We start from the raw sequence: 26,987 nt of genomic DNA on the forward strand, positions 1-26,987 counted from the left end.
CCGTATAACCACCATCGGTAATCAACGCAACAGCATCGCGCTTGTACTCCTCGGTAAAGCTCCTGCGGGTGGAACCCATAAAAGTAGTCTCCTACACTCGGGAACCCGGACAAACCCAACCGTGTCCACTAAACCGGGGACGCTCCAGAGTGACTACTTCAAGGGACTTAATCGGCCAGAGCGCAGGCTCGGGGCGGAACGCGCGTGATACGTTCCTACCTTGGGACCAACTTACTTTGGCGGGTGGAAATTGGACTTGGCGAACGAGCACCTCGAAAAATTCTTCGCGGATTGTGTGCGCGATGACGAAGACCCAGCGGTAGGTACCAGTCCGGACGACCTGTACGGTCTGTATCTGACCTGGTGTTCGATTCTCGGATTGGAGCCATGGTCCAGCCACACCTTTAAGACAGCGCTTTCCGAGAGCCACGTGGCCAGCGTTCGGGCTGGGCGCCACAGCCTTTATCCGGGCCTGATGATGACCGGTCCCATCGCCATCACGTTCATCACCGACACTCCACGGCCCATTTAAACGGTCCCGTACCCCATAAGCGCTCATTCCACATAAGAAGACCGCCCCGCTGCCGCTGCTTTGGAGCAGCCGTGGGGCGGTCTTCTGACTACGGGTCTATCGAGCCAAGCCCTTTGCAACGTTGCCAGGACGCTGCATTTCACCGTGCTTGGCGCCCAGTACGATGACCCACCCGGCAAAGACGGGAATGGCCCATTGCAGCATTTTGAGCTGTTTCTGCGCCGACTGCAGTTCCGAGGAGGCACCGGGCCGGGGCTCAGTGGCCCCACTGGCACCCTGCCCAGCCAGCTCGTCAACCTTCTTGCCGGCCATTCCGGCGTACAGAGTAACCGCCGCTCCTGCCAGCGTCACGACTGTCTTGTAAATCGAGAGCCGGGTTACGCCGTCCTGTTTCGCCATCCGCTCCTTGTTTTCCCAGATGACTGCAAGACCGCTGACGATGTGCGCGGCGAACGCCGAGGTTTGCACCGGGGCCCACTTTTTCCAACCAAGGCTGGAAAGCCTCGTTCGTTCCGCAGGATCCTTGGCATCTCCCGTGGCACCGTTGAGTCCGATAGCCCCCATCAGCGACCCGCCAAACCAGGCCCCCGCGCTGAGGTCGTGAATCGAACGGGCAATCAAATTTCCTGCCATGGTGAAACTCCTTTGCGTCGGAATAGATCCTTGTTTGGTTTGTGAACCGTCCTAGCTGGAGGCGATGTTGCCCTTGGCCTCCTGCGCCCTGTCCTGGACATCACCGGCCGCCGACGTGGCGTCGGATTTAACGTTTTCTGCGGAGTCCTGCGCGGTTGCTTTCACTTCCTGCACCGCGTTCTGCGCCGGTTCCTTCATGTCATCGGCGATGCCCTTGACGACATCTCCCGCCTGGTGGATAAGTGGCTGTGCCTTGTCCTTGACAGCGGAGGCAGCCTGTTTTTCTGCATCGGTCGGTGGTACCAGGGAGGAGATCAGCCAGCCTGCCGCGAAGGCAATCAGGCCCGCCGCGAGCGGATTACCCTGCGTCCGGGAGGTCACCGTGTTGGGTAGATCACGCACGGCGTCTCCTGCCTGATGCGCAGCATGTTGGGCCGAATCCTGGGCATCGTCACGGGAGCCCATGACCTTGTCCTTCGCCCGTTCCACAGATCCTCGCATTTTAGACGTCTGCCGGTGCACGATGCTGGACGGATTGACCTTATCCGCCACCGCGTCGACGTCGGTGCCCAGTCTGGCCCGGGTCGAATCGATTTTGGAGCGGATTTCCTCTGGTGACTGGCTCATGGCGTATCCTTTCCGGGCTTGAGCGCCGCGGGGATTTCTTGAACGGTTTCCGTGGTCCGCGGCAATCCGCGGATGGACGATATTTCTTTCTTTCCGACGACCGCTAGAATGGCCGCAATGATGGCCCAGATAACGGCCACGATGAGGGCGGACCAGCCCCACCCAATGAGCGAAGCGAGTGCCCCGGTGAGGGCCAGCGACAGGAACAGCAATACAAAGCGGCCCGCCTCAGCAGCGCCCACCAGCATGCCCGCACCTTTGCCTGCCCGTGACGCAGACTCGCGCAGTTCGGCCTTGGCCAGCGCGACTTCCTGGCGCATCAGGGTTGAAATGTCTGAGGTTACCTCGCCCAACAGATCGCCCAACGAGGTGGATTCTGCCTTCTGCTCCGCGGTGCTCGGTGGCGGCACCGGTTCCTGGCCTTGGACCCAAGGTCGCTGTTCGGTCATGGCCGCAGCCCTTCTTCCTCATCGCTGAGGAACCGTGGCTCGGCAGGCACACCCATTCCGGTCTGCGTGCCGGCAGCCCCTGCGGTGGTGACAGTCGGAGGAGCCACCTCAGGCACCGGCGGGTAGACGGAGTCCGGGTCATACGCTCCCGTGCCCTCCGAAACCAGTTGGTAATTCGGCGTCGGCGGGAGTTTCCGCGGCACGCCGCTGTCGTTACGGGCCGACGTCGTCCCCGACTGGGAGTCTCCGCCTCCAGCCAGCCCTCGGGTGAGCCGGCCTGCGAGCAGGCCCGCCCCCGCCGCAATCGCCAAAAACGCACCGGGCCGCTGCCGAGCGAAACGCTTGACCTCCTGGACAAGTTCGCCCGGATCGCGCTGGTCCAGCCAGCCTGCGGCGCTGCCGGTCCTGCGGGCCGCTTCGTGTACCCAATGGGTGGCTGTCCCCGCTTCGCCGCTGTTATTCTCGGCCATCGACCGCAATTCATCGCTGATGGAACGCAGCCCCTCGGCAACTTTCTGCTGCTGAGCTCCGGCTTGGGTCCGCAGGTCATCGCCCAGTTCGCCGACCAGGTTTTTTGCCTGGGTTCCAACTTCCTGGGCTACGTTTCCGGCTTCGTCCTTTGCCGTGGCGGCTACATGGGCTGCAGCCTGCTTTCCTTCGTTACCCACTTCCTGCGCTTCGTGCTTAGCCGCATCCGGCTTCGACGAAGAGCCCGCGGAAGGGGAGTCCTCCGGTACTTGGTACGTGTTCATAATTCTTCCTCCGATATCTGCATGATGGACGTAAGCCCTCTGCTTGAGGGGAATCGCTCAGGCGCTTTACGGTTCGGGGCCGCTTCGTGAACCAGTGCCTGAACAAGAAGTCTAACCATAAGGGTGCTTAGTATGACAACCTTTTTTGTCCGGATTGACCCGAAAACCTCAGTTTGCGTCCCGACCGGAGTCCGGGTGGCTGCCCTCATCCGGCGCTGACGCGTGCTCCTCCCGAAGATCCCGGCCTTCTCTGACCTCCTTGCGCTCCTTTTCCTTCAGTTTGTCGCTCTGCCGGGTATCCCGAGGCGGGAGTTGAATGGTCTCCTCCGCCTTGATTCCTGCCTGAAGTTCGCGTCCACGCTCCACCTCGGCGTCGAACTCGGCGCCGAACAACAGCGACATGTTCAAGATCCAGAGCCACAGCAATAGGACAATGACAGAGCCGATGGCACCGTACGTCTTGTTGTAATTGCTGAAGTTCGCGACGTAGAAGGCGAACCCGAGTGATGCCAGGATAAAGATCACCAGGGCGATCAGGGAGCCCAGGCTCATCCAGCGGAACTTGGGCTGCTTCACGTTCGGCGTGGCGTAGTACAAGATGGCAATAACGATGATGACCAGCACCAACGCCACTGGCCACTTAGCGATGTTCCAAATCAGCACCACCACCGGTCCCACCCCGATCGCGTCGCCAATGGACTGCGCTATGGGCCCGGACACAGCCAGCAGGACAGCGATCACCGCCATCAGAATGACAGCCACCAGTGTCACGGCCAGCATGGTGGGCCGCAACTTCCAGATCGGTCTCCCCTCGTCGATCTCGTAGACCCTGTTCATGGCACGGCCGAAGCCGCCCACGTAGCCCGAGGCGGACCAGAGCGCCACCACTATGCCAAAAACGAGGGTAAATCCAGCCGACGGTGAGTGCGTGAGTTGTTCGATCGGGCCGCGGACAATGTCCACGGCGCCTCCCGGGGCAATATTCTGCACCATCTTCAACAGTGCCGACGTGGTCTTTTCGGCCTGTCCGACGACGCCCAGCAGTGAAACCAGGGCCAGCAACGCCGGAAAGAGAGCGAACACGGCATAGTAGGTCAGTGCCGCCGCCAAGTCCTGGCAATGGTCCTTGGTGAATTCGGCCAAGGTCCTTTTGAAGATGTAGCCCCAGGCCGGCTTGTTCAGGTCCGTCGGGCTGTCTGGCTTACGCCCGTCGTTGGGATCCGGCGCCGTTTTTGCTCTGACTGAGCTGTCTGTCTGTTTCTGGTCCTTGACCATTTTTGCACCTCCGGTATGGTCCTGCATCAGGTGATCCACTTTCGTCCGCAGGACTGAAGTGGTCAAGTAGTAAGCTAGCTTATATTTATTTTCTGACCCGCGTGCTCCGGCATGTGCAAACGAACGGAGATCGGCATGAGTGAGGACACCGGTAGGGACATGAGCGAGGACCCCGGTAAGGACCAGTACACCTTCGCTAACCCTGCGCAGCAGTACCCGGCCATAGCTCCGCCGGAGCAGCATCAGGAGGCGCCGGGGCTGACGGAGCAGATGGAGCCCCGGCCGGATATCGGGGAAAGTTCGTACCGGGGAAGTGGACGCCTGACCGGACGAAAGGCGCTGATCACTGGTGCCGATTCCGGAATTGGGGCTGCCGTGGCGCTGGCGTTTGCGCGTGAGGGAGCCGATATCGCGCTGTCCTACCTTCCCTCGGAGGAGGCGGACGCACAGTATGTAATGGCCCTGATCGAGGCGGCGGGCCGTAAGGCCGTGCCGGTTCCCGGTGACCTGACCGATCCGCTGTATTGCCGCGAGCTCGTTGGCGCGGCCATCAACGGACTGGGCGGCCTGGACATTCTGGTCAACAATGCCGGCAAACAGTCCTTCTGCGAACGGTTGGAGGACCTCTCGGATGATCAATTCGACGAAACCTTCAAGACCAATGTCTACGCCATGTTCTGGATCACCAAAGAGGCGCTGCCGCACCTCTTACCCGGTTCGAGCATCATCAACACCAGCTCGATCGAGGCGTACCAGCCCTCGCCTATCCTGTTGGACTACGCCACCACCAAGGCTTCCATCAACGCGTTCTCAAAGGGCTTGGCCCAGCAGCTGGCGCCGCGCGGTATTCGCGTCAATGCCGTCGCCCCCGGACCGATCTGGACGCCACTGCAGCCTTCGGGCGGACAACCCACCGAAGCGCTGCCGACATTCGGCCAGTCGACCCCGCTCGGCCGCGCCGGGCAGCCGGCCGAACTGGCACCGGCGTACGTTTTCCTCGCCTCTGCGGAATCCAGTTATGTGCTGGGCGAAACCCTCAATGTCAACGGCGGCATGCCCTCGCCGTAGCGCGCGCATATTCGCTGGGTAGAGGGTCCGTGGCGACTGGCCTCCGCGGCGGGGAACACGCGGGCGGCTGGCCTCCGCGGCGGGAACGCCTGTCCTGGTCGGTGGGGCGGTGTCTGCTACTGCATGGTGAACCGGCGGGCCACCAGGTCCTGCAGGTGTGCGGAGCCGAGGGCCAGACCTGCCATCCGGTTCCGCGCGGCAAGCACGGGTCCGGCAAGCGGCCGGCCCAAAACCATGTTCAGATGTGCCTGCCGTACGGCGATGAGCGCGGCGCGGCGCCGGCTCAGGTCAAAGTGGCGCAGCGCCTCGGCTGTGGGGTGTCCGCCGACGGCGGCGGTGAGGATAGGTGCCAGCGCGGCGGCGTCCAGCCAGCCCAGGCTCATGCCCTGGCCCCCGATGGGGCTGATTTCATGGCCGGCGTCACCGATAAGTGCCACCCGGCCGGTGACCAATCGCCTGGCCAGCCGCGCCCGCACCGAGAAGGCGCTGAGCATGGTGTTGCTCTCCGGCGGCACCTCCACCTTGGTGCGCCGGCGAATCAGTGCAGCCAGCAGTTCGGCGCTGGGATCCGCCAGCAGGGCGTCCGTGTGCACCACCCAGCGCCGCACTCCGCCTGGAAGTGGGAAAGATTCGACAATTCCCCCCGGCTCCAGGTAGAGGACCGCCGTCGGCCCGTCGGATGTCGTGTCTCGGAAATCCCCCATCAGGTAGGTATCCGGATAATTCCGCAACGTGGCGTCGATGCCTAACCGGTCCCGCACGGTGGAGCGGGCACCGTCGGCGGCCACCACGAGCCGAGCGGTGTACTCCCGCCGCGAACCATCCACATTTGCGCAGAGCCTGACGCGGTCGCCGTCGTCGTGCACGTCCAGCACCCGCTCGCCATAGCGAAGCGCACTGGGATCGAGCTCGTACACCCGCCGGGCAAGGATGGATTCCGTGCGCAACTGAGGCACGGACAAGACGTAGGGGTGTGTGGCCGACGTCCGGGCGAAGGAGAGCCCGGCAACGGTGCTGCCGCCGCTGCGGGCCAGGCCCTCGCAGATCCGCACGCCTTCCCGCAGCAGAGGCTCGGCAGCATCCACAGCTTCCAGGGCGGCAAGCGCGGGCGGGTGGATGCCGATGGCCCGGGAGTGGCCGCTGCGAACCGTGCGCTGTTCGAGCACCCGGACGTCGAGGCCCTTCTGCAGCAGCAGCGCGGCAAGGTACAGCCCTACCGGACCACCGCCGACAATCACGACATCATGCACGTCCGGGACCATCCGGGGTGTACACCAGCAGGTTCCTGAATGGCGGCTGCCGCTGGACTGTCCAGGCCGCCGGGACAGCGGCCTGCAGCTCGGTGGCGGTGTAGCTGCGCCGGATGGATGTCAGCCCGTCCCGGCGGATGTAGGAGCGGTGGAAGAACGGCAATGTCCCGGCTGAGAACAGCGCATAAGCCAACCGGTGCCGTTCAATGTCGCTGTGCACGGCCGCCCGGCTGGCCAGTTGTGCCGAATCAGCCAGCAGGCCCAGGAGTTCAGGGGTGGTGAGGTGATGCAGCACATGGTTGGAAATGACCAGGTCAAACCGCTGGCCTTCGTCCACCAGCTCGGAGCTGAAGGCACGGCGGAAGACCAGCCCGGGCACCGGCGGTTGTGCACGGGCATAGGCGTACGCCCGTGCGTCCGGGTCGATGGCGGTGATGCGCAGCCGAAATCCATCCTTTGCCGCCCAATGCGCCAGCGCCCGTGCCACATCTCCGCCGCCGCAGCCGACGTCCAGCAGGGTATTCAGCCGGTCGGCCTCGAGCTGGGGACGCAGTTGACGGCGGTAGGTCAGTTGCCAGCCCGCCACCACGGTGTTGACCAGCGGGAACTGGGCATAGGTGTTATGCAGTCGTGCCGGGTCACAGTCCGGCTTGTCCATTTCCTCGACGGCTCCGCCCGCCCGGTCCGCCAGGAAGACCACCGGCGCTCTGTCAGCCGCGCCCGGCGGCGGCGAGTTCCGCTTGCTCATCCGTCGCTTCGGTCGCCTCCGCAAACTCCACCGCCTCCGCGCCGGCAGCATCGGCCTCCGCGCGGGCAGCATCCACCGCCTCCGCGCCGGCAGCATCCGTCGGGCCCGCGCCGGCATCCAGACCAGCCGCTTCCAGACTTCCAGCTTCGGCGTTGGACGGCGCCGCAAGCGCCTCGTTGGTGCTGCGGGCCCCCACCTTGGTGAAGAGTCCGGTCTCAACCGTCAACCCCGGACCGAAGGCCATCGAACAGATCCGCTCGCTGCCGCCGTCGAACGGCTGCTCCAGGATGTGCTTGAGCACAAACAGCACCGTGGCGCTGCTCATGTTGCCGTAGTTGCGCAGGGTCTCCCTGGCCGGCACCAGCTGCTCCGCCGTGAGCTCGAGCTTGGCCTGCACCTTGTCCAGGATGCTGCGCCCGCCTGGATGGATGGCCCAATGCTTGATGTCCCGGTAGGGCAGCGCCGCCAGCGCGGGATCGGTGGCCAGCAAGGGTTCCAGCGCGCCGACAATATGCTCGTCGATGATGTGCGGCACGTAGGTCCCCAACACCATCTCAAAGCCCTCGTCGCCAATGTTCCAGGCCATCGATTCCTCGCCGACCGGGGTCAGGACGGTTTCGAAGTGGTCCAGCACAATCCTGGGGGAGGACGACGGCGGCAGCTCACGGGCTGTGATGACCGCGGCGGCGGCGCCGTCGGCGAACAGCGAGGAGCCCATAATGGTGTCCGGATTGTTGGAGCTGCGCACGTGCAGCGAGCACAGCTCGGCGCTGACCACCAGCACCACGGCGTCCGGATCCGCCTCGCAGAACGCCTTGGCCGCGCGCAGCGCCGGGAACGCCGCGTAGCAGCCCATGAATCCCAGATGGTAGCGCTGTACGGAGGCGTTCAGACCCAGCGCCCGGACCACTTTATAGTCCGGTCCCGGATTGAAGAACCCAGTACAGGAAACGGTGATCACATGGGTGACGTCCGCGGCCGCCAGCCCGACGCAGGCGTCAAGCGCTTTTTGAGCCGCTTCGATAAAGAGTTTCGTTGCCTCGCGGGTGAAAATCTCATTGCGGACCTTGGTGCTGGGACTCAGAATCAGGCCGGAGGAGGCATCGAAGAACACCGGGTTCTCCGTGTTCTGGTCCAGGGTCAGTTCTTCCAGCGCCGTATAGCGGATGTCAATGGCCGAGGAGTCAAAGCAGGTGTTCACCAACCGGGTTCCCAACCTGGTCAGTCCCGGTTGAGCGGCAAAGACATCCCGGGCCTGACTCTGTATCAGCACAGTAGGGGGAACAGCGGTTTCCAGGGACCTCAGCATCACCGTCATATTCCATTGTTAGGGGAGACGCGCAGATAAAACAATGCCGCAGGCAATTACCGGCTCCGGCCCGTGGCCGCGGTTCAACTAAACGTGCCGGGTTAGGTTGATCGTAAGCATACTGAGGATGGGTGGGCCATGGAATCGGATTCCGAACAACTACGGCACCTGGCCGCGGAAACGTTCGGCTGGACCAGCTTCCGCGAGGGGCAGCAGGAAGCCATTGAGGCCGCGGTCAGCGGAGGTGACGTGCTCGCCGTCCTGCCCAGTGGGCACGGAAAGTCCGCCGTCCATCAAATCACAGCACTGCTCCGGGACGGTTTGGCGGTGGTTGTCTCCCCATTGATCGCCTTGCAGGCGGATCAGTTGGAGAATCTCAATGAAATGCTGGGCGAGGAGCGCGCTGTTGTTGTGAATTCGGCAGGGACGAAGCGGAGCCGCGACGGCGCCTGGGACGCCGTCGGCCTGGGACGCCGTCGGATTGGGACGGGCGAAGTTCCTATTCCTGACTCCCGAGCAGTTGGCCAACGACGAGGTCGTGGCCCGGCTGCGGGATATCGGCGTGGCACTGTTCGTGCTGGACATAGCGCACTGTGTCTCGGCCTGGGGGCATGACTTCCGCCCGACTATCTGCGGCTTGGCGCCGTCCGCAGCGAGATAGGGCGTCCGGCGGTCGTTGCGCTCACCGCTACCGCCTCGACTCCCGTCCGGCGGGAAATTATTGGCGGATTGAAACTTCGTCACCCACTAGTTATTGCCCAGGGATTGGACCGCTCGAATCTATTCCTGCGGGTGCGGCGGTTCCATGCAGAGGGCCAAAAACACGACGCAGTGCTGGACGAAATCCTGGAGCTGGACAAGCCAGGCCTGCTGTACGTGGCTACCCGGGAGGACACCGAGAGTTACGCCACTGAACTTCGGGACGGCGTGCTGCGCGGCGTCGAGGCGGCCGAATCCCGGATCCGGATTGACCGCTCCCGGCTGGAAATGATGCGCGGCTACGCCGAAACGGATGGCTGCCGGCGCCAATACCTATTGGGCTACTTCGGCGACGAGCTGGAGAATCCCTGCGGTAACTGTGACACCTGCCGCGCCCGCACCGACGTCGACCTGACCGACGACGATCTGACCGATGACGATGACGCTTTTCCACTGCAAAGCGCCGTCCTGCACCGGGACTGGGGCCCAGGGATCGTCATGAGCAAGGAGGACGGCCGCACCACGGTGCTCTTTGACAGGGAGGGCTATAAAACCCTTTCGCTGGAAGCCGTGGCGGGCGCCAAGGTGCTGCGCCGGGCCCGGGGTGGGGACCGAAGTTTGCCCGCCGGCTGACACGGGCCGGGAGAAGCGTCGGGATTGAACTTCTCCTGCAAGTGTGCTGACATGACTCTAACTGACTACTGCTGACGCCTCTCAGGCCAAGCCCCCGGTATCGGGCGTCCGCAGGGAAACAAAGAGTGGGGGGTTTGGACCTGTGGATCGAGGAGAAAAATGAGCGCCAAAGCTGCGAGAACCGCATTACTTTCCGTATTGTCCGTGGCAGCACTGGCGCTGTCCGGATGCGCCACCGGGCAGGCAAACCATCAAACAACGAGCAGCAGCTTTGACTCCTCCGCCCAGCTCAAAGGCAAACTTACGGTTATGGGCTTTGGCACAGGCGATGAGGTGGCCACCACGCGGTTCGATAACGCAAAGGCCGCCTTGTCCGGGGTGCAGGTCAATCTGCTCAAGGGAAGTTTGGACATTCAACAGTTTTTGTCCTCCGTAGCCTCCGGCCAGTCGCCCGATATCATCTACGGAGACCGGGGCCAGATTGACAGTTTCGCGGCCCGTGGCGCCGTTATTCCGCTGGACGACTGCATCAGCGGCGAAAAGATTGATACGTCAAGCTTCCGCAAAACGGCGTTGGACCAGGTGAGCTTGAACGGGCATGTCTATGGCATCCCGGAGTTCAACCAGGTGGAAATCACAATGGCCAATCCGGTGCTCTTAAAGCAGGCAGGGCTGGACATGGCGGACATCGACGGATCGAGCTGGGACAAAATTACAGCTGCCTCGCAGAGCCTGTCCAAAACCAAAGACGGCAAGCTCGCCGTCATCGGCTATGACAGCAAACTTCCGGATTTCTTTCCGCTCTGGGTCAAGGCCAACGGTGGCTCGTTGATTTCTGACGACGGCAAGAAGGCAACCCTCGATTCTCCCGAGGTGGTCCAGGCGCTGACCTTCGCCGCGGCCATCTACCAGAAGCAGGGAGGGTTTGGCGCCGTGAAGGCCTTTCGGGACTCCGCCGACTTCTTTGGCAAGGGCAACCAATTTGCCTCCAACACGCTGGGGGCCATGGCGATGGAGCAGTGGTACGTAAATATCCTCAATGACGTTTCACCCAAGGCGGACGTTGACTTCACGACTTTCAAGGACCGGCAAGGTGCTCCGCTGAGTTTCTCCTCCGGATCCGCGTGGGCCATTCCCAAAGGCAGCCCCAATCCAGGCGCAGCATGCCGGTTCGCCAAGTCGATGACCTCCACCGACTCCTGGATGAAGGCGGCGGCGGCCCGCGTCCAGGCACGGGAAAAAGACGGGAAACCCTTCACCGGCCTGTTCACCGGCAACCAGATGGCTGACCAGAAAATCAAGGACCAGTTTGTTAAGGCCGATCCCGCGACAAATTGGGGCCGCGCCATAGAGGCCTCTTACACGGCAAATGAGAGTTCTTTTGCATACCCGGCGAACCCCGCCGGCGCGGAGTTCAAAACAGCATGGCAGGATGCGGTCAATCACGTCATCAACGGGCAGGACCAGCCGGCGTCAGCCTTGGCCAAGGCCCAGCAGGTGGCTCAAAAGGCACTCGATGCCGGATGGGCACAACTGAACGGCGCCGGCTGAGCCATGCTCTCAACCTCCAGCAAGCGCCGGACCGCGAAGCAGCCCAGAGCTGCCCGTGCGTCCACCAAGGGGGACACCAGGGCGGCCTTCCTCTTCCTGAGTCCGTGGATCATCGGCTTCCTGGTCTTCACGCTTTGGCCGGTGGGCTACAGCGCATACCTCTCGCTCACCGACTATGACGTGTTGAACAACCCCAACTTCGTGGGGCTGGACAACTACCGCCAGATGCTCTCCGATCCCAAAGTGTCCTTGGCGTTGGGAAACACGATCTTTTACACCGTCTTCTCGGTACCCATCCACATCATTGCCGCCCTGGCCCTGGCGCTGCTGCTCAACCGGGCCGGCCGCGCCGCGGGGTTCTTCCGGACCGCGTTCTACCTGCCCAACATGACACCGCCGGTGGCGGTGGGCGTTATGGTCCTGCTGCTGCTGAACGGCCAAAACGGCCTGGTGAACAGTGTCCTCGGCTGGTTCGGCATTCAGGGGCCGGACTGGACGACGGACCCGAACTGGGTTAAACCGGGCCTGATCCTGATGAGCCTGCTGACCCTGGGCGGGTCCATCATCATCTTTCTCGCCGCCCTGCGCGCCGTGCCGGAGGAGCTGGAGGAGTCAGCCAAACTCGACGGGGCCAATGCCTGGCAGCGCACCCTGCGGATCAAGCTCCCGATGATCAGCGGAACGATTTTCTTTCTCACCATCGTCAACACCATAGCTGCGTTCCAAAGCTTCACCGAGGCCTACACCGCCTTCTTCGGTTCAGGCTCCTCCACCTACGGCAATGATGCGGCCCTGTTCTATGGCATCTACCTTTTCCAGCAGGCCTTCACTTTCCTGCACATGGGGTACGCCTCGGCCTTGGCCTGGCTGCTTTTTGTGGTGGTGCTGCTGGTGACGCTGATCCAGGTGCGCCTGAGCCGGCGGTTTGTCTATTACGAAAGTGCGCAGCCATGACGATCAAAGCGGATAATCCAACTCCTCCGTCCGTGCCGCAGCCGAAGGCCGCAACATCTCCGACGCCGGGCCAGCCGGAGATCCGCAGAAAAACCAGCACGCCCCGGAAAGTCTCCACCGGGCGCAAAACCGCCACAATCGCAACCTGGCTGGCGCTGGGCGTTGTCACCGTCGCATTTATTTATCCGCTGATCTGGCTGATCAGCGCCTCGTTCAAGCCCCGATCCGAGGTCTTCGACAACCGACTGATTCCAGCGACCTTTGCTCCGGAGAACTATGTCACCGTATGGCAGGACGCCCCGATCGCCTTGTGGTTGGGGAACACGGTTCTGGTCACCGTGCTGGCGGCAGTCACCGTAACGATTTCCAGCGCCATGGTGGCGTGGGGCTTTGCGTACTATAACTTCCGCGGAAAAAATCTGCTGTTCGGCCTCGTGCTGGGAACCATGATGCTGCCCGGCGCGGTCACCATGATTCCAACATTCCTGATCTGGAACGGCCTGGGCATGGTGGGGACGCTGACTCCGCTGTGGGCCAATAATCTCTTCGGCAGCGCGTTTTACATCTTTCTGCTGCGCCAGTTCTTCCTCTCGCTGCCACGCGATCTCTTCGAGGCAGCCAAACTGGACGGCGCCAACAATTGGAAGCTTTTCACTCACATTGCGCTGCCGCTGTGCCGGCCGGCCCTGGCCGTTGCCTTCATCTTTGAATTCCAGGCTTCGTGGACGGACCTGATGCGCCCACTGATCTATCTGCGGGACGAATCCACCTTCACCATTCCGCGTGGACTCAAAGCGGTCCTGGATCAGTACGGGTTTGGCGGTAACTGGCACTGGGAAACCATCGTCACCGCAAGCGTGATCACCACCATTCCCATGATTGTGCTGTTTTTCATCGGCCAACGGCATTTCGTGGCAGGCATCGCGACGACCGGCAGCAAGGGCTGAGGAGCCGTGCTCAGCTGACCTGCCGGTTGGCCAGGAAGTCGGCGAAGCCGCCGCGGACCCGGCTTTCGGTCCGTCCGGAGGTGGTGACCCGACAGGCATCTGTGGCCAGCACCCGCAGCCCCGCGGTCCGGGCGGCGTGGACAAAATCGCGGTCCTCGTGTACCGGCTGGTGCCGGAAGCCACCCAGCGCTGCATAGGCGCCGGCCCTAAAGCCAAGGTTGGCCCCGTGGATGTGGCCGTGTCCATCGGCCAATGTATGCGTCGCGAACCACAGGGCCCGCTGCGAATCGCTCAGGTCGTTAGGATCCGGCTGCACCTTACCAACCACCACATCCCACTCCTCGTCGGCAAGGCCAGCCTGGGTCAGGAGCCAACCGCGCGGCACCGTGCTGTCGGCGTCAGTGTTGGCAATCCAGACCGCAGCCTCGTCCTGCCCCGCTTCCGCCGCTTCGGCAAGGACGGTGCGGATGCCCAGATCCCGTGCCGCTCCCACGCTGCCGGCATCGCAGACAACGCTTCGGGCGGCGGGATGACAGTCCACAAGCCGGGCGGAAGTATCGGTGGTCCGGTCCAGGACCACAGTGATGCTCACCTTGATCAATGGCCGGTGCGAGGCCAGGAACGCCGTGGCGCCGGCCACGGATTCCAGGCACAGCGGCAGCAGCTGTTCCTCATTCCGGGACGGGATGACGACGGCGATGTGGCCCAGCGGGGATCTCACGGTTCGTCCCGGGTCGGCGCCAAGGCGCCGGTTTGCGGCGAAGAGTTGGTCAGCGGTAAGGAGTTAGTCAGCGCGAAGGCCTCCAGGACAAAGTCCCGTTCTTTGTAGAACCCGATGCCCTTTAGGGCAGGATGTTGGCGAAGGTAGCCGTGCACCGCGTCCCCATCCAGCGGCCAGCCCTCAATGGGGTGACGCCAATGGCAGGCCAGCAGCACGCCGTCATGCCGCAGCGCTCCCACACTGCGGTCGACGGCCTCCTGCAGCGAGGACCGAGTGAAGTAGTACCCCACCTCGGAAAGGACAATCAGGTCGAACGTACCCGGTGGCCATTGCTGCGGAACACTGAGCTGCGCGATGCTGACACCCGGCAGTTCAGCAGTTCGCTGCATCGCGGTTCGGACGGCCTGCGCACTCAGGTCAACGCCGAGCAGGCTGGTGCACCGTTCCGCCAGTTCCTGGGTCAGGACGCCCGTGGAGCAGCCTATCTCCAGCCCTGCCGCAAACTTTTCCCGCGGCAGCATCGCCAAGGTCAGTTGCCGTTTACGTTTCTCATACCACGCTTCCGGCGCCTGCCAAGGTTCGGCAAAGTCCTGGTGGATGGCGTCAAATTCCCGGCTCGCCCACTGCGCCAGCTCAGTGCCCACCGGTGCCATGACCCCGGCACTGTCAATGTAGACTTCGTAGGGCCGTCGGAAATGCACCAGCACCGATTCGGCGAGCAGGGCCTCGTCGCCGGGCTGATCGGACAGTGCAGAAATCTGGCTGAAGTGGCAGCTGATTGCGGTGTTCTTCCGGGCCAGCCCGGTGCGGCCCAGGTTCAGCTTGCGCAGCGCCGCCCACGGCAACCCCGAATCCTCCGGGCTGCCCCAATGCCACATCCAGACTGGGTATTCGAGCAGCGGATTACCGCTCCGCCCTGCAGCCGCGGCCGCAGCTGCCCCCGCTGCTGCGTGGTCCGTGTGGCCGTCCCCACGCCATGGCGCAACGATCAGTGTCTTGCCCTGTTCCTTGCTGCAGTGCCCCAGGACGGCCTGTTCCAGGTCCTGCTGCCGGGACGAGACCTGTCCGTCCGGCAGCGACAGGCAGTCGATGACGGCGGAAGGGACCAGCGCGGAGATGGCATGATCAAGTTCCTCGCGCCGGATCGCAGCCAGCTGTTCCTGCGTATGCGTGACCGAGTGCGGGTGTGAGGCCTCACCCAAGGTTGCGACCACCAGCCGGACGGCCAGCCCATGCTGCGTCGCGGCCTGCAGCAGACCAGCGGCGGCGAGCGTCTCGTCGTCGGGATGCGCCGAAACCAGCACCAGCCGCTCATACCGGTCCAGTTGTGGATGCATAGTGGGCACGCAACGCAGTCGCGGCGAGGCCAGCCAGAGTTGTTCCGGCGTGCCCCGGTCCAGATGACTGAAGGTCACCATGGCGCCGCCCCTCCGGCCAGAAGCTGTTCTCCAATCGCCGCACTCGAGCGTTCCGCGTGGTCCTGGCGCAGATAGAGGGCGAGGTCCGCCGTGCGCGCGGCATAGTCCGGTTCAAAAGCCAGCGGCGCCGGCCCCATGGCGTGCCCGGCGATCTCCAGGATCGCTTCGGCACAGCCGACGACGGCGGCACGGGCCCGTGCGGCGGCCAGCCGATGTCCGGTGCCGCCGTCGGGCCCATCGGCGTGGCCGGCCGCCATCAGCAGGGCATTGCGCGCTGAACAAATCTCGGCATCGATCAGGCCCAAGTGCATTCGGGCTATCTGATCCGCCTCACGGGAAGAGCAGTGCAGAAATACCCGGCGCGCAATGGCCACAGCGGCACCGAACCACACAGCAGCCACCCCAGCGCCGCCCCAGGAAAAACCAGGGCGGGAAAAGTACCAGCCGGGGCCACCAACGGGCACGGCCGGCACCCGGTCAAAATTGATCGGTCCGCTGCGGATTTTTGCCAACCCCAAGGCGCTCCAGCCGACGTCGTCGGGCTGGACGCCCGGCTGGCGCAGCCGGACGGCAAAGGCGCGGCGGCCGTCATCCGTTTGGGCCGTAACCACAGCATGTGAAAGCTCGGCGCCCAGCGAACACCATGGCTTTGTGCCGCTGAGGATCCAGCCAGCCTCACCGTTCCCCTTCCCATCACCGGCACCCTTTCCGTCTCTTTTCCCCTCCCAGGTTGCCTGGAGGCGGCTGCCTGGAGCCTCGGCGGCAAATACGCCCCAGCAGCCGTCGGAACCGCCCGGAATGTCGTCGACGGTCAGATCGGGGGCCTGGCCGATAATGGCCAGGGCATCCAGATGCGGCTCAAGGATCCGGGCCAAGGAGACATCCGCGGCGGAAACCGTCGCCAGTGCCTCCCACAGCCGACGGGTCTGCCCATTCATGGGAAACGGGAGCTTCCGGCCCAGCTGGATTGCGAGATCCAGCGCAGGACGGATCTCCCCGGCGCATGCCCTGGTTTGATCCCAGAGCGCGGGAAGATCATCGCCGGAATCCTGAAGCTGGTTTGGACCGGGAACCAAACGCACAGGCATGGCTGGGGAACCTGGGGGCGGGGCCGAGGCCAAAACCTGCTACTTCGCCGTCGCCGCGCTGGTCTTGCCTGGTCCTGCCTTGGCCGCCGCCGGCTCGGTGACGTTCGCCGTTGGACTCAGGTTCTCCGCGTCGACCATCCAAGCGAACTGCTCCAGCTTGGCGATAACCGCGTGCAGGATATCCGCCGTCGTAGGATCTTCCTCATCCACCTCGTCATGGACCGTGCGCATGGTTGCGACCGTTCCTTCAAGCCGGGCAACCACCAATTTGGCTACGTCCTTGGTATCCACTAGACCGCCCGGATATTGTTCCAGCGACGTTGACGCTGCCACCGTGGTGCTTCGCCCATCCGGCAGCGCGTGCAGGGCGCGCATTCGCTCCGCAACTTCATCGGCAAAAACCCGGGCGGCAGCGACGATTTCGTCCAACTGCAGGTGCAGGTCGCGGAAGTTCTTCCCGACGACGTTCCAGTGTGCCTGCTTTCCTTGAATGTTGAGTTCGATCAAGTCAACCAGGACCGACTGCAGAGTGGTGCTGAGCGTTTTTGACGCTTTCATGGTTCCTCCTGAGGTGGCGGGGGTAGGCAAAGGTAGTTGTTCGCATGCTTGTCTTTTGACCGTAACTACTTCGGCGGGAGAAATCCACAGCCCCGCGAAGTTTCCCGGTTGTGCCCTCGGCTCAGCCGCGGCCGACGTCGTCATCGGCGGGTCGATGGCTGCTGCGGCCGTCGGTGGCGTTGCCGTCGTCGGCCAGCAGTTTCAGGATCTGGTGCTGCGGAAGGACAGGCTGGCTGTACTCCTCGGAGAGAACATCCAGCATCGCACTGGCAAAGTCCGCATCATCGGAGGCCATGGCATCGCGGGCGATCACCACCCGCAGGTTGTTGGCGAAGGCATCCGCAGCCGTCTGAGCGATGCAGTTCTGTGTCGCCGCGCCCGCAAGCACTACCCGGTCCACTGACCAGTTCCGCAGGCGGAGCAACAGATCGGTGCCAAAAAAGGCACTGTCGCGGGTCTTGACCAACCGGGGCAAGTGTTGTTCCCGGAGCCCGGGAACGACACGTGCCTGTGCACTGCCGCGGAAGATCAACCCCTGGTCGTCATCGAGCATGCTCAAAGTCCACGTGGAGCGGTCCCGTTCATGTTCGGTGCAGACCAAGAGCACCGGGCAGTCTCTTTGCTGGACCGCGGCGATCGCCCCATTGCAGGCCGCTGTTACGGCGTCCTGCTGAGCCTGCAGGACCGGATCTTCAAAGTACGCGTTTTGCATGTCGATAATGAGGACCGCCGTCGTCACGTCTGCAGTATCCGGGAGGGAAGGAAGCCGGGTGTTCCCAAAGCCAAAAGTCCGAACAGATGTGTTACGTAGCCAACAATAAGCAGGATAAACAGGACAACCACCACGGCGATCAGGGTGAGCCAGATCCATCTGAAGGACTTTTTCGGTGCACCCTCATCATGGCCCTGATCCATGCTCATTGACCCTTCCGCTGGAGGGGTTTCGCCGGGAGGCACACCTCCGCCGGGTTCCAAACCGGTGATGTTTTCCTGCTCCGGATCTGGATTCGAACTCATCGGAGCCTCCAATAGGTTTTGCATAGCGGTCAAACCGGCAAACAGCGGCCAAACGGACAAGCAGGTCGGCCGCAGATAAGTCCGGTCCTTCCCGATTTAAAACCGGTCCCTCCCCGCGGCGCGCTTTGCCTTCAACTCTTGCACAATAGCTCCAGGTTGGAAAGCATACTTAGTAACCGCACTTCAGCAGCCGCAGCCGGTAACGCTGCAGACAGGAGCAGAACCATGGATCGTTCGACGGAATCGACGGAATTTGTGCCCCGCACGGCCATCGTGACTGGGTCCGACTCTGGCATCGGCCGCGCAGCAGCGGTCGCGCTGGCAGCCGCCGGGCTTGATGTTGGCCTGACGTGGCACCGTGATCAGGACGGCGCCGAGCAAACGGCCCAGGAGGTCCGCTCGCACGGCTGCAAGGCGATCGTGACCCAACTTGATACCACCGATGTCGAGGCCTGCGGAAACACCATTGATTCCCTGATCCACCAGCTTGGCGGGGTGGATGTCTTCGTCAACAATTCTGGCACCGGGGACGGGAAAAAGTTCCTGGACTTGAGCTACGAGGATTGGGCCCGGACTATGAACACCAACTTGAACGGTGCCTTCGTCTGCCTCCAGCGCGCCGCCCGGGAGATGGCGCGGGCCGGCCATGGCGGACGCATAATCGCCGTTACCAGTGTCCACGAGACGCAACCGAGGGTGGGTGCCTCGGCCTACGACGCGTCCAAACACGGACTTGGTGGCCTAATTAAGACGATCGCCCTCGAACTGGGGCATCTGGGGATCACCGCCAATGCCGTTGCGCCGGGTGAAATCGCCACGGAGATGACAGGTCAGGACGATGAGAATCCGCGCAGTACGGAACGCCCGGGTATTCCGCTCGGTCGGCCCGGCGACGCGCGCGAAGTCGCCGCCGTGATCGCCTTCCTGGCCTCGCCTGCAGCAAGCTATGTCAGCGGAGCATCCTGGGCGGTCGACGGCGGCATGCTGGCGATGGGGCCCCAGGCCGGCTCGCACATTACAGGCAACGAGTGGCGTGAACTCTAGCGCCTTAACGGTTAAAGGCCGGGGGTCATGCGCGGCCGGCATGGTGGCCGGACGGGCACAAGCATGGTGGCCGGGAACCGGAGCAGGCAGTGGAACAGGCACAGGAGCGTGCTGAACGAGGAACGGCAAATCTCAAAGTCTTTTGCCCCGCTTGGGGATTCCCGGGCCCATATTGCGCTCCACGGTGGGAGAATGATGGTCCATAATGGACTTCTGAACTGGCTTCTTGACTCGGATCCGGCGATTCGCTGGCAAGTCCTGCGGGACCTCACCGACGCCTCTGCGGACGAGGTGGCCGTCGAGCGGGCCAAGGTAGTTCGGCAGGGATGGGGTGCGCGCCTCCTGGCGCTCCAGGGCGACGACGGCCAATGGGCAGGTGGCACTCATTTTCCTGCCGCAACCTCCGAGACAAAAGGCCAGCCGTGGACCGTGACGTCCTTTTCGCTGAAGCTGCTGCGCGACTTCGGAGTGGACCCGTCCGATGACAGAGTGCGGCGCGCCGTTGCACTCGTGCGGGAGAAGAGCCGTTGGGAGTACGACGGGTCGGCCTTCTTCGACGGCGAGGTCGAGCCGTGCATCAATGGTCTGGCGACAGCCGTCGGTGCGTACTTCGGCGAAAACGTGCGGGGCATCGTCGAGCGGCTGCTCTTGGACCAGCTCGAGGACGGTGGCTGGAACTGCGACACCGAGATAGGTTCGACGCGGGCGTCCTTCAACAGCACTATCGCCGTGCTCGAAGGGCTGCTGGAGTACGAGCGGGCCGTCGGCGGAGCCGCGCCCGTGCGGGCCTCGCGTGGCCGTGCCCACGACTATCTGCTCGACCGACACCTCATGCACCGGCTTTCCACCGGACAGATACCGAACGAGAAGTGGCTCCAGTTCTCCTATCCGACCCGTTGGCACTACGACGTGCTGCGTGCACTGGAATACTTCCGCTGCGCGAGGGTCGACCCCGACCAACGCTGGACCGAGGCCATCGAGCTGGTGCAGAGCAAGCGCACCGCCGACGGTCGGTGGCTGCTGGAGAACACCCATCCCGGTGCCGTGCACTTCGAGCTCGAGAAGGGTGACGGAAGGCCCAGCCGCTGGAACACGCTGCGGGCACTGCGCGTGCTGGATTGGTATCGGTCCTGCCGGACGGGCAGCACCTGAGGCGCGGTTCATTTCGTCTAGGCTTGACCTTCGTGACCGAAAACGCGCAGTTGGACGACTTCGACTTCAATGGGTTGCGCCGATTCCCTGACGTTGAAGCGCCCAACCTTTTCGCCTCCGACGCCAGCGACCGGCTCATCCTTGCCACGGCCGCCGCGACTTTGTCGGCGCTCGACGACGGACGCCTCGCCATTATGGGGGATCGGTACGGTGCGTTGACCCTTGCGGCCGCGGCAGTTTTCGGAGCCACTGGAATCCGAGTGCATCAGGACGGCCGGTCCTCTGAGCTTGCCCTTCGGAACAATGCCGCCCGGCTCGGCGGTGCCGGGAGCTTCCGGCAACTGCCGCTGGGTCCTGAACTCTTCGATGGGGTCAGTGTGGTGCTGTGGCAACTGCCCCGGGGCCTCCATGAACTCTCCGAAGTCGCGGATCTGATGGCCCGCCACGCGGGCGACGACGTCCAGGTTTTCGCCGGCGGACGGGTCAAACATATGACCCCCGCGATGAAAGAGCTGCTGCGGGAATCCTTCGGAACCGTGACAGCCGGCCTGGCCCGGCAGAAGTCCCGCGTGCTGACGGCCCGGGAGCCCCGCCGTCCAGCCGGTCCCACACGCTACCCGCAGCGGGAGTACAACGCCGAGCTGGGCCTGTGGATCTGCGCGCACGGCGCAACCTTCGCCGGCACCAAACTCGACATCGGATCTCGCTATCTGCTGGACTTCGCGGCGGAGATGAAGCCAGACGCACACCGGGCCATCGACCTGGGCTGCGGCTCGGGTGTGCTGGCGGCAGCCCTGGCCGCACGCCGGCCCGACCTCCGGGTGACGGCCACCGACCAGTCAGCCGCCGCAGTGGCCTCAGCTAAGGCAACAGCGGCGACCAATTCCCTTACCGGCCGCATCGACGTTGTCCACGATGACGCCATGGCCAGCTTTCCGGATGAAAGTGCGGAGCTGATAATACTGAATCCGCCCTTCCACGTTGGTTCATCGGTGCACGCGGGTGCTGCCCTAAAACTCTTTGATGCCGCGGCGCGGGTGCTGTCGCCGGGCGGGGAATTGTGGACAGTATTCAACAACCATCTTGGTTACATTGGACAGCTGGAACAGCGCGTGGGAAGGACGGAGGTCCGCGGCCGCACAGCAAAGTTTACGGTCGCGGTTTCCACCAAAAGCTCCGGCGGTGGCTCACGGACGATCGCAGACAGGAACAGCCAGCAGCACTTTGGCAGCGGAGCGGAAAACTACGCCTCGGAGAGAACCTGGGCCAAGGTGTGCTCACCCAAACGTCTCAACGGTGGGTTGTCATCCGAATGAGTCAGCAGCGCGCTGCCAATATTCAGTGCCCAACCCTGCGCCCAGCGCCAGGTATGCCCGTCCGTGCCGCACAGTCTGGTCACCTCACGGCGGAACACTGACCGGTCACGGGCGTCAAACGTCATCCAGGCAGTCGCGAGATCGGTGGCCGGGTCACCGCTGGTCAGGTCGCCGAAATCTATTACCGCCGTCAACGTGCCCCGGCGATGCAGGATATTGCCCGGGTGCAGGTCGCCATGGAGCCAGACCTGCGGTCCGCGCCATAGCGGTGCGGCCACCAGTTCCTGCCATAAATCGATTAACCCTCCGCCAGCCAGCTCCGGAGCACTGAGGCGGGCGCGGACCGCGTCGTCCCGCAGCGCCAGTGCCGTCCCACGGACTGGGTTTCGCGGAGCGTCGGCCGGGGCTGGACGGTGGATGTCGGCTATAAACCGGGCCAAAGCCAGCGCGAGCGAATTCCGCCTGCCCGGCGGGAGGCCAAGCACTGCAGTGCCTTCCAGCCATGGGCTCACAGACCAATACCAGGGGTAGATCGGAGAAAGCTGCCCAACCCGGACCGGCAGCGGCAGGGAGACGCGCGTTAACCTTGAGAACTCCGGCAACCAGCGCTGCTCGTGCCGAACCAGCTGAGCCGCCGCGGCCCGGCGCGGCAGTCTGACCGTATATTCGCGACCCAGCCGAAAGAGGGCGTTATCCCAACCATTGGACAACGTGCGGATGGCCAAGGTGGACAGGTCCGGATGCTGGCTCAGCAGCAGCGAGCGGACCAAGGGGGCATCAACATCGATCTCCGCGGCGGGCATTGCGGGCACGGCACAACGCCTTTCCTCCGGTTGGAACCTAAGCGTGCCGAAAGTGGCCGCCGGGCTTAGAAGCCCTCTTCGAACACCTCGCCGTAGGCGACCTTCTCGTCCAAGAAGGCCTGCACCTCATGCGGCAGCACCACCACGCGCACACCATGCAGCTTGTCCGCCGCGGACTGCAGGAGGATCGGACGGACGGTCAACACAAAGTTTTCGTCCCTGCCCTCCAAATAACGTTCATATGCCGCAGGAAGTGTATTCATGGCCACAGCATAGCCCGCACCATCCGGCCCGGGAAAGCGGGCCATCCAAATATTCGGAACCAGGCAAGAATACGTGCCCGTTTCCGCACGAAGGATAAGAATGAGTCGTAAAACCGCGTCTTAATTCGGTTGACTAGTTGCGGCCTCGCCGGGCGGCTCGTAGAGTAAACAGCAAGTTACCGGATGTAACGTGTCAGCGATCCTCGATTCGAGGGTGTGGGTGCCCCCATGTGGGCCTGACATTTGCACACGGAACGCTTACCGCAAAGCTGCCCCCGTGGCCCTTCGGCGGAATCGTTTCGGTGTCCCCTTTTCTCAATTCATTGCTCCGTGCACCGTCGGCCGAGGTCGGCGCCACGGCGGCAATGGTCGACAGCCAAGGACAGCAAATGTCACCACCAAATTTGATACAAACGCACCCTTTGCATACCGTCTCCGCCCCCGTGGCGCTGTCATACGAACTGTTTCCGCCCCGTACTCCGGCCGCCTCGGATAGTCTCTGGAAAACCATCAAGGAGTTGGAGGCGACCAACCCGGACTACGTCTCCGTCACCTACGGTGCCAGCGGGACCAACCGGGACACCGCCGTCGAACTGCTGAACCGGCTGCTCAATGAGACCACCTTGCGGCCGTTGGCACACCTCACCTGTGTGGGGAACACAGCCGAGGAACTCGCCGAAATCGTGACGGACCTGCTGGAGAACGGCGTACGGGGCATTCTGGCCCTGCGCGGGGACCATCCTCGGGACGGCAGTCTGGAGCATCCGCCCGGGTCGCTGCACCATGCCCAGGATCTGATTGAACTCATTCGCGGCGTCGAACAGCGGCGCACCGCCTTGTTATGTGCCGGCCGGGTCGCCATCGGCGTGGCAGCGTATCCGGCCAAGCATCCCGAGTCGCCCAGCCAGGAGCACGATATCGAGGTGCTGCTGGCCAAACAACGCTCCGGGGCGGACTTTGCCATCACGCAGGTGTTTTTCCACGCCGGGCAGTACGCCGACCTGGTCAGACGGGCACGCCGGGCGGGAGTGACGATTCCGATCATTCCCGGTGTTATGCCGCTGACCAGCCTGCGCAGGCTGCAGCGGCTGGGGGACCTGACAGGGGTGGAGCCGGTGCCGGAATTGGTGCGTGCGTTGGCTTCAGCGGACGACGACGGCGAACGCCGCCGGATCGGCGTGCAGGCCACGGTCGATCTGGCGCGAGCGGCGCTGGACGCCGGCGCGCCCGGCATACATCTCTACACCTTCAACGAGCATGGCGCCGCGCTGGAGGTCTTGGACAAGCTCCAGCTGCTCCGTCCGGACCGTCCGACATTTGCCCGCCGCAGGGCCACGCCGCTTTCCGCCAGTGTGCTCGCCGGCTGAGCAAGGGGTTCACTCACCGCCAGCACCGCAGTCATCACCCTTTCAACCTTCCCTAGAAATGAGGACCATCCCGTGCCCGAATCCACAGCACCCGCCGCATCACCCGCCGCAACCTTTCCGTCGTCGTCCATCCTGGGATATCCGCGGATAGGCCGCCGCCGTGAACTGAAAAAGGCGGTCGAAGCCTACTGGGCCGGCCGGATCGACGCGGCCGCACTTGAGGAGACCGCGAAGAAGATCCAACTGGACACCGCCAAGCACCTGCAAGCACTGGGGCTGACCGAGGCCGCCGCGGTTCCCGGCACCTTTTCCTTCTATGACCAGGTACCCGACGCCGCAGCCCACCTCGGTGCCATCCCGGCACGCTTCGGGCAGCTGCTGGACGACGCCGGACAGCTGGATTTGGAGGGATACTTCACTTTGGCCCGCGGCAACGCCGGGCAGCAGCCGTTGGAAATGACCAAGTGGTTCGACTCCAACCTCCACTACCTGGTGCCGGAGATAGGCCCGGAGACCGCCTTTTCGGCAACCTCGAACCGGATCGTGGAGGAATTCGAGTATGCCCTGACCAACGGCGTGGAAACCCGGCCGTACCTGATTGGTCCGGTCACCTTCCTGCTGCTGAGCAAGCCGGCCGACGGCGCCCCGGAGGGGTTTGCGCCGCTGAGCCGGCTTGAAGACCTTCTTCCGGTCTATGTGGAACTGCTGGGCCGGTTGGCCGCAGCCGGCGCGAGCTGGATCCAGCTCGACGAACCGGCGCTGGTGGCGGACCAAGACGTGCCCATCGCCGAACTGCAGACGGCAGTGTCCCGAGCCTACGACGTGCTCACCTCGGCACCCGCCCGGCCGGCAGTGCTGGTCAGCACCCCCTATGGTTCGCTGGACGAACTCCTGCCGACCCTGGCAGCCAGCAGGATCGAGGCGCTGCACCTTGACGTTTTCAAGGGTGCAGTCCCGGACGCCGGGGAGCTGGCCCTGTTGGCGGGCAAGACAGTGGTGGCGGGACTCGTGGACGGTCACAATATCTGGCGCAACGACCTTCGGGCCGCCGCGGACAAACTGGCTCAGCTGCAGTGCAGTGTGTCCTCCCTCGCGGTCTCCACGTCAACCTCAACGCAGCACGTTCCGCACGATGTGGAGGAAGAGACCCAGTTGTCCGCTTCGCTGCGCAGCTGGCTTGCCTTTGCGGATCAGAAGGTGACCGAAGTCGTTACCCTCGCCGGACTGCTCGCTGATGCGGCCGCCGTCGAGCCCGCCATTGCGGAAGCCAGCCGAATTATCGCCGCCCGCGCTGAAGCTGAAGGGGTGCGGCGCGGGGACGTCCGGGAGCGGATCGCTGTGCTGAATTCCGCTGACTTCCGCCGTGCCGACTACGCCGTTCGGGCTGCGGTCCAGGAAGCGGAACTGAACCTCCCATCGCTGCCCACCACGACCATCGGATCATTTCCGCAGACCAGCGAGATACGTTCCGCGCGGGCCCGAGCCAACAAGGGCGAGCTGAGCCAGGATCAGTACAAGGACCGGATGCGGGATGAGATTCAACGCGTGGTGGCTCTGCAGGAGGAGCTGGGATTCGATGTGCTGGTCCACGGTGAGCCGGAACGCAATGACATGGTCCAGTACTTCGCCGAGAACCTGGAGGGCTTTGACGTCACCGTGCACGGCTGGGTCCAGTCTTACGGCAGCCGCTGCACCCGTCCCTCCATCCTGTGGGGCGACGTCACCCGGAGCCAGCCGATCACGGTGGAATGGGCCAGCTATGCTCAGTCCCTGACAGCAAAACCGATGAAGGGCATGCTGACAGGGCCGGTGACCATCCTGGCCTGGTCCTTTGTCCGTGATGATCAGCCGCTGGGAGAAACCGCGAACCAGGTGGCGCTGGCCCTGCGCGATGAAATTGAAGACCTGCAGAACGCCGGCATCAGGATCATCCAAGTCGACGAACCCGCCCTGCGTGAACTCCTGCCACTGCGCGCCGTCCACCAAGCTGCCTACCTGGACTGGTCCGTGAACTCATTCCGGCTGGCCACCTCCGGCGCTGCCAACGGAACGCAAGTACACACTCACCTGTGCTACTCCGAATTTGGCGCGGTCATTGACGCCATCGACGGACTTGACGCGGATGTGACCTCGATAGAGGCGGCCCGCTCACGGATGGAGGTGGTGCACGATCTGCAAAGTCACGGCTTCGCACGCGGTGTTGGCCCGGGGGTCTACGACATCCACTCACCACGGGTGCCGAGCCAGGCCGAAGTAGTCGAGCTGCTGGATACGGCCGTGGCGCATGTACCCGTGCGCCAGCTGTGGGTGAATCCGGACTGCGGACTGAAGACCCGAGGGTACGCGGAGACTGAGGAATCGCTGCGGAATCTGGTGCAGGCTGCCCGGCAGGTCCGGGCGCAGCTCGTTCAGGCCCGCTGACTCGAGGCGGCCGGCGAGCCGCCGCGAAATCCGCTGGAAGCTCGGTGCGGGTGGAGGGCCGCCGCGAAATCCGCTGGAAGCTCGGTGCGGGTGGAGGGCCGCCGCGAAATCCGCTGGAGGTTCGAGGTGGCCGGCGGGCCGCCGAAGCTGGAGGTGGTGGCCGGGTCCGCTGCAGGCCGGTGCGGGTGGCGAGCCGCCGCAGATTCGGTCGGGCGACGGATGCGTCGAGCGCCGGTGACGGCGCCGGTACCGCCCGGTGTGTCCGGTGTGTTCGGTGACGGCGGTGTGGTCGGCCTGCCGCCGCGAATCCGCTGCAGGTGGCCGGGAATATCCTGCCCGGCGGTTGGCCGCCGCGAATCCGCGGCTGGTGGTCGGCTATAGCCTTCCTGGTG

The 26,987-nt window shown here is 63.7% G+C and carries 29 protein-coding genes; 12 read left to right on the forward strand and 17 right to left on the reverse strand.

What is annotated here, in order from left to right:
• The first annotated feature begins 256 nt into the window (after positions 1-256).
• Positions 257-532, forward strand: a complete 276-nt coding sequence (locus IV498_RS14675) for a primase-like DNA-binding domain-containing protein (protein WP_269047795.1) — start codon at positions 257-259, stop codon at positions 530-532.
• Positions 533-628: 96 nt separating this feature from the next.
• Here IV498_RS14675 and IV498_RS14680 read toward each other — a convergent pair whose 3' ends face one another.
• The 5 genes from IV498_RS14680 to IV498_RS14700 form a co-directional block, all read right to left on the reverse strand.
• The gene (locus IV498_RS14680; protein ID WP_269047797.1) at positions 629-1,165 is read right to left on the reverse strand and encodes a hypothetical protein; all 537 of its coding nucleotides are present in this window, start codon (positions 1,163-1,165) and stop codon (positions 629-631) included.
• A gap of 51 nt (positions 1,166-1,216) precedes the next feature.
• Entirely contained in the window at positions 1,217-1,792 is a 576-nt protein-coding gene (locus tag IV498_RS14685) for a DUF3618 domain-containing protein (protein ID WP_269047799.1), read from the reverse strand.
• On the reverse strand, positions 1,789-2,241 hold the full coding sequence (locus IV498_RS14690) for a phage holin family protein (protein WP_269047801.1): 453 nt from the start codon (positions 2,239-2,241) through the stop codon (positions 1,789-1,791). Before IV498_RS14690 ends, IV498_RS14685 begins: the two co-directional genes overlap by 4 nt.
• A complete protein-coding gene (locus tag IV498_RS14695; RefSeq protein ID WP_269047803.1) occupies positions 2,238-2,993 on the reverse strand; it encodes a hypothetical protein in 756 nt (251 codons plus the stop codon). Before IV498_RS14695 ends, IV498_RS14690 begins: the two co-directional genes overlap by 4 nt.
• Before the next feature lie 168 nt (positions 2,994-3,161).
• A complete protein-coding gene (locus tag IV498_RS14700) occupies positions 3,162-4,295 on the reverse strand; it encodes a YihY/virulence factor BrkB family protein (protein WP_269047804.1) in 1,134 nt (377 codons plus the stop codon).
• Between the two features lie 108 nt (positions 4,296-4,403).
• Here IV498_RS14700 and IV498_RS14705 point away from each other — a divergent pair, with 108 nt between their 5' ends.
• On the forward strand, positions 4,404-5,336 hold the full coding sequence (locus tag IV498_RS14705; RefSeq protein ID WP_269047806.1) for an SDR family oxidoreductase: 933 nt from the start codon (positions 4,404-4,406) through the stop codon (positions 5,334-5,336).
• Between the two features lie 116 nt (positions 5,337-5,452).
• Here the strand turns inward: IV498_RS14705 and IV498_RS14710 are convergent, their stop codons facing one another.
• The 3 genes from IV498_RS14710 to IV498_RS14720 are packed head-to-tail and all read right to left on the reverse strand — an operon-like array spanning position 5,453 to position 8,652.
• Positions 5,453-6,586: an FAD-dependent oxidoreductase gene (locus IV498_RS14710; protein ID WP_269047808.1), complete on the reverse strand. Its 1,134-nt coding sequence runs from the start codon at positions 6,584-6,586 to the stop codon at positions 5,453-5,455.
• Positions 6,579-7,334, reverse strand: a complete 756-nt coding sequence (locus IV498_RS14715; protein ID WP_269047810.1) for a class I SAM-dependent methyltransferase — start codon at positions 7,332-7,334, stop codon at positions 6,579-6,581. The genes IV498_RS14710 and IV498_RS14715 overlap by 8 nt, the downstream gene beginning before the upstream one ends.
• Positions 7,297-8,652: a type III polyketide synthase gene (locus tag IV498_RS14720; protein WP_269047812.1), complete on the reverse strand. Its 1,356-nt coding sequence runs from the start codon at positions 8,650-8,652 to the stop codon at positions 7,297-7,299. The genes IV498_RS14715 and IV498_RS14720 overlap by 38 nt, the downstream gene beginning before the upstream one ends.
• A 129-nt stretch (positions 8,653-8,781) precedes the next feature.
• On the opposite strand from IV498_RS14720, the gene IV498_RS18970 reads away from it, so the two are divergent.
• From IV498_RS18970 to IV498_RS14740, 5 genes are all read left to right on the forward strand, one after another.
• Entirely contained in the window at positions 8,782-9,258 is a 477-nt protein-coding gene (locus tag IV498_RS18970; RefSeq protein ID WP_330059692.1) for a DEAD/DEAH box helicase, read from the forward strand.
• Between the two features lie 114 nt (positions 9,259-9,372).
• Positions 9,373-9,975: a RecQ family zinc-binding domain-containing protein gene (locus IV498_RS18975; protein WP_330059693.1), complete on the forward strand. Its 603-nt coding sequence runs from the start codon at positions 9,373-9,375 to the stop codon at positions 9,973-9,975.
• Positions 9,976-10,134: 159 nt separating this feature from the next.
• Entirely contained in the window at positions 10,135-11,526 is a 1,392-nt protein-coding gene (locus IV498_RS14730; protein ID WP_269047814.1) for an ABC transporter substrate-binding protein, read from the forward strand.
• A gap of 3 nt (positions 11,527-11,529) precedes the next feature.
• Positions 11,530-12,480 carry a carbohydrate ABC transporter permease gene (locus IV498_RS14735; protein WP_269047815.1) on the forward strand — a complete coding sequence of 317 codons (951 nt, stop codon included), beginning with the start codon at positions 11,530-11,532 and terminating at the stop codon, positions 12,478-12,480.
• Positions 12,477-13,427, forward strand: coding sequence for a carbohydrate ABC transporter permease (locus IV498_RS14740; RefSeq protein WP_269047817.1), 951 nt, complete (start codon positions 12,477-12,479; stop codon positions 13,425-13,427). Before IV498_RS14735 ends, IV498_RS14740 begins: the two co-directional genes overlap by 4 nt.
• Before the next feature lie 10 nt (positions 13,428-13,437).
• Here IV498_RS14740 and IV498_RS14745 read toward each other — a convergent pair whose 3' ends face one another.
• From IV498_RS14745 to IV498_RS14770, 6 genes are all read right to left on the reverse strand, one after another.
• Positions 13,438-14,148 (reverse strand): glycosyltransferase, encoded by a 711-nt coding sequence (locus IV498_RS14745; RefSeq protein WP_269047819.1) that lies wholly within the window; start codon positions 14,146-14,148, stop codon positions 13,438-13,440.
• A complete protein-coding gene (locus tag IV498_RS14750; RefSeq protein WP_269047821.1) occupies positions 14,145-15,566 on the reverse strand; it encodes a PIG-L family deacetylase in 1,422 nt (473 codons plus the stop codon). Before IV498_RS14750 ends, IV498_RS14745 begins: the two co-directional genes overlap by 4 nt.
• A complete protein-coding gene (locus IV498_RS14755; RefSeq protein WP_269047823.1) occupies positions 15,560-16,654 on the reverse strand; it encodes an acyl-CoA dehydrogenase in 1,095 nt (364 codons plus the stop codon). The genes IV498_RS14750 and IV498_RS14755 overlap by 7 nt, the downstream gene beginning before the upstream one ends.
• A 39-nt stretch (positions 16,655-16,693) precedes the next feature.
• On the reverse strand, positions 16,694-17,212 hold the full coding sequence (locus tag IV498_RS14760) for a Dps family protein (RefSeq protein ID WP_269047824.1): 519 nt from the start codon (positions 17,210-17,212) through the stop codon (positions 16,694-16,696).
• Between the two features lie 121 nt (positions 17,213-17,333).
• Entirely contained in the window at positions 17,334-17,951 is a 618-nt protein-coding gene (locus IV498_RS14765) for a cysteine hydrolase family protein (RefSeq protein ID WP_269047825.1), read from the reverse strand.
• Positions 17,948-18,229: a DUF6480 family protein gene (locus IV498_RS14770; RefSeq protein WP_269047827.1), complete on the reverse strand. Its 282-nt coding sequence runs from the start codon at positions 18,227-18,229 to the stop codon at positions 17,948-17,950. The genes IV498_RS14765 and IV498_RS14770 overlap by 4 nt, the downstream gene beginning before the upstream one ends.
• 225 nt (positions 18,230-18,454) lie before the next feature.
• Here IV498_RS14770 and IV498_RS14775 point away from each other — a divergent pair, with 225 nt between their 5' ends.
• The 3 genes from IV498_RS14775 to IV498_RS14785 all read left to right on the forward strand — a co-directional run bounded on the left by IV498_RS14775 (position 18,455) and on the right by IV498_RS14785 (position 21,741).
• A complete protein-coding gene (locus tag IV498_RS14775) occupies positions 18,455-19,273 on the forward strand; it encodes an SDR family oxidoreductase (RefSeq protein WP_269047829.1) in 819 nt (272 codons plus the stop codon).
• Between the two features lie 192 nt (positions 19,274-19,465).
• On the forward strand, positions 19,466-20,425 hold the full coding sequence (locus IV498_RS14780) for a hypothetical protein (protein ID WP_269047831.1): 960 nt from the start codon (positions 19,466-19,468) through the stop codon (positions 20,423-20,425).
• A 32-nt stretch (positions 20,426-20,457) separates the two neighbouring features.
• Positions 20,458-21,741 (forward strand): class I SAM-dependent methyltransferase, encoded by a 1,284-nt coding sequence (locus tag IV498_RS14785; protein WP_269047832.1) that lies wholly within the window; start codon positions 20,458-20,460, stop codon positions 21,739-21,741.
• Here IV498_RS14785 and IV498_RS14790 read toward each other — a convergent pair.
• On the reverse strand, positions 21,669-22,544 hold the full coding sequence (locus IV498_RS14790; protein ID WP_269047837.1) for an aminoglycoside phosphotransferase family protein: 876 nt from the start codon (positions 22,542-22,544) through the stop codon (positions 21,669-21,671). The genes IV498_RS14785 and IV498_RS14790 overlap by 73 nt on opposite strands.
• A gap of 65 nt (positions 22,545-22,609) precedes the next feature.
• Positions 22,610-22,807: a hypothetical protein gene (locus IV498_RS14795; RefSeq protein WP_269047833.1), complete on the reverse strand. Its 198-nt coding sequence runs from the start codon at positions 22,805-22,807 to the stop codon at positions 22,610-22,612.
• 389 nt (positions 22,808-23,196) lie between these two features.
• Here IV498_RS14795 and IV498_RS14800 point away from each other — a divergent pair, with 389 nt between their 5' ends.
• Positions 23,197-24,174, forward strand: coding sequence for a methylenetetrahydrofolate reductase (locus IV498_RS14800; RefSeq protein WP_269047834.1), 978 nt, complete (start codon positions 23,197-23,199; stop codon positions 24,172-24,174).
• Positions 24,175-24,246: 72 nt separating this feature from the next.
• Positions 24,247-26,595: a 5-methyltetrahydropteroyltriglutamate--homocysteine S-methyltransferase gene (gene metE, locus IV498_RS14805; protein WP_269047835.1), complete on the forward strand. Its 2,349-nt coding sequence runs from the start codon at positions 24,247-24,249 to the stop codon at positions 26,593-26,595.
• On the opposite strand, the gene IV498_RS14810 is transcribed toward metE, so the two are convergent.
• Positions 26,583-26,987, reverse strand: a 405-nt coding sequence (locus tag IV498_RS14810; protein WP_442951359.1) for a hypothetical protein, incomplete at its 5' end; no start/stop codon positions are given. The genes metE and IV498_RS14810 overlap by 13 nt on opposite strands.

The organism is Paenarthrobacter sp. Z7-10, from assembly GCF_026932795.1.
In the GTDB taxonomy this organism is placed as follows: Bacteria; Actinomycetota; Actinomycetes; order Actinomycetales; family Micrococcaceae; genus Arthrobacter_M.

What these genes read in the sequence shown, in the direction of transcription:
- IV498_RS14680 (WP_269047797.1), bottom strand. Translation starts at nt 1,165, where the DNA reads ATGGCAGGAAATTTGATTGCCCGTTCGATTCACGACCTCAGCGCGGGG.
- IV498_RS14685 (WP_269047799.1), bottom strand. Translation starts at nt 1,792, where the DNA reads ATGAGCCAGTCACCAGAGGAAATCCGCTCCAAAATCGATTCGACCCGG.
- IV498_RS14690 (WP_269047801.1), bottom strand. Translation starts at nt 2,241, where the DNA reads ATGACCGAACAGCGACCTTGGGTCCAAGGCCAGGAACCGGTGCCGCCA.
- IV498_RS14695 (WP_269047803.1), bottom strand. Translation starts at nt 2,993, where the DNA reads ATGAACACGTACCAAGTACCGGAGGACTCCCCTTCCGCGGGCTCTTCG.
- IV498_RS14700 (WP_269047804.1), bottom strand. Translation starts at nt 4,295, where the DNA reads ATGCAGGACCATACCGGAGGTGCAAAAATGGTCAAGGACCAGAAACAG.
- IV498_RS14705 (WP_269047806.1), top strand. Translation starts at nt 4,404, where the DNA reads ATGAGTGAGGACACCGGTAGGGACATGAGCGAGGACCCCGGTAAGGAC.
- IV498_RS14715 (WP_269047810.1), bottom strand. Translation starts at nt 7,334, where the DNA reads ATGAGCAAGCGGAACTCGCCGCCGCCGGGCGCGGCTGACAGAGCGCCG.
- IV498_RS14720 (WP_269047812.1), bottom strand. Translation starts at nt 8,652, where the DNA reads ATGACGGTGATGCTGAGGTCCCTGGAAACCGCTGTTCCCCCTACTGTG.
- IV498_RS18970 (WP_330059692.1), top strand. Translation starts at nt 8,782, where the DNA reads ATGGAATCGGATTCCGAACAACTACGGCACCTGGCCGCGGAAACGTTC.
- IV498_RS14730 (WP_269047814.1), top strand. Translation starts at nt 10,135, where the DNA reads ATGAGCGCCAAAGCTGCGAGAACCGCATTACTTTCCGTATTGTCCGTG.
- IV498_RS14735 (WP_269047815.1), top strand. Translation starts at nt 11,530, where the DNA reads ATGCTCTCAACCTCCAGCAAGCGCCGGACCGCGAAGCAGCCCAGAGCT.
- IV498_RS14740 (WP_269047817.1), top strand. Translation starts at nt 12,477, where the DNA reads ATGACGATCAAAGCGGATAATCCAACTCCTCCGTCCGTGCCGCAGCCG.
- IV498_RS14750 (WP_269047821.1), bottom strand. Translation starts at nt 15,566, where the DNA reads ATGGTGACCTTCAGTCATCTGGACCGGGGCACGCCGGAACAACTCTGG.
- IV498_RS14755 (WP_269047823.1), bottom strand. Translation starts at nt 16,654, where the DNA reads ATGCCTGTGCGTTTGGTTCCCGGTCCAAACCAGCTTCAGGATTCCGGC.
- IV498_RS14760 (WP_269047824.1), bottom strand. Translation starts at nt 17,212, where the DNA reads ATGAAAGCGTCAAAAACGCTCAGCACCACTCTGCAGTCGGTCCTGGTT.
- IV498_RS14770 (WP_269047827.1), bottom strand. Translation starts at nt 18,229, where the DNA reads ATGAGTTCGAATCCAGATCCGGAGCAGGAAAACATCACCGGTTTGGAA.
- IV498_RS14775 (WP_269047829.1), top strand. Translation starts at nt 18,455, where the DNA reads ATGGATCGTTCGACGGAATCGACGGAATTTGTGCCCCGCACGGCCATC.
- IV498_RS14780 (WP_269047831.1), top strand. Translation starts at nt 19,466, where the DNA reads ATGATGGTCCATAATGGACTTCTGAACTGGCTTCTTGACTCGGATCCG.
- IV498_RS14790 (WP_269047837.1), bottom strand. Translation starts at nt 22,544, where the DNA reads ATGCCCGCCGCGGAGATCGATGTTGATGCCCCCTTGGTCCGCTCGCTG.
- IV498_RS14795 (WP_269047833.1), bottom strand. Translation starts at nt 22,807, where the DNA reads ATGAATACACTTCCTGCGGCATATGAACGTTATTTGGAGGGCAGGGAC.
- IV498_RS14800 (WP_269047834.1), top strand. Translation starts at nt 23,197, where the DNA reads ATGTCACCACCAAATTTGATACAAACGCACCCTTTGCATACCGTCTCC.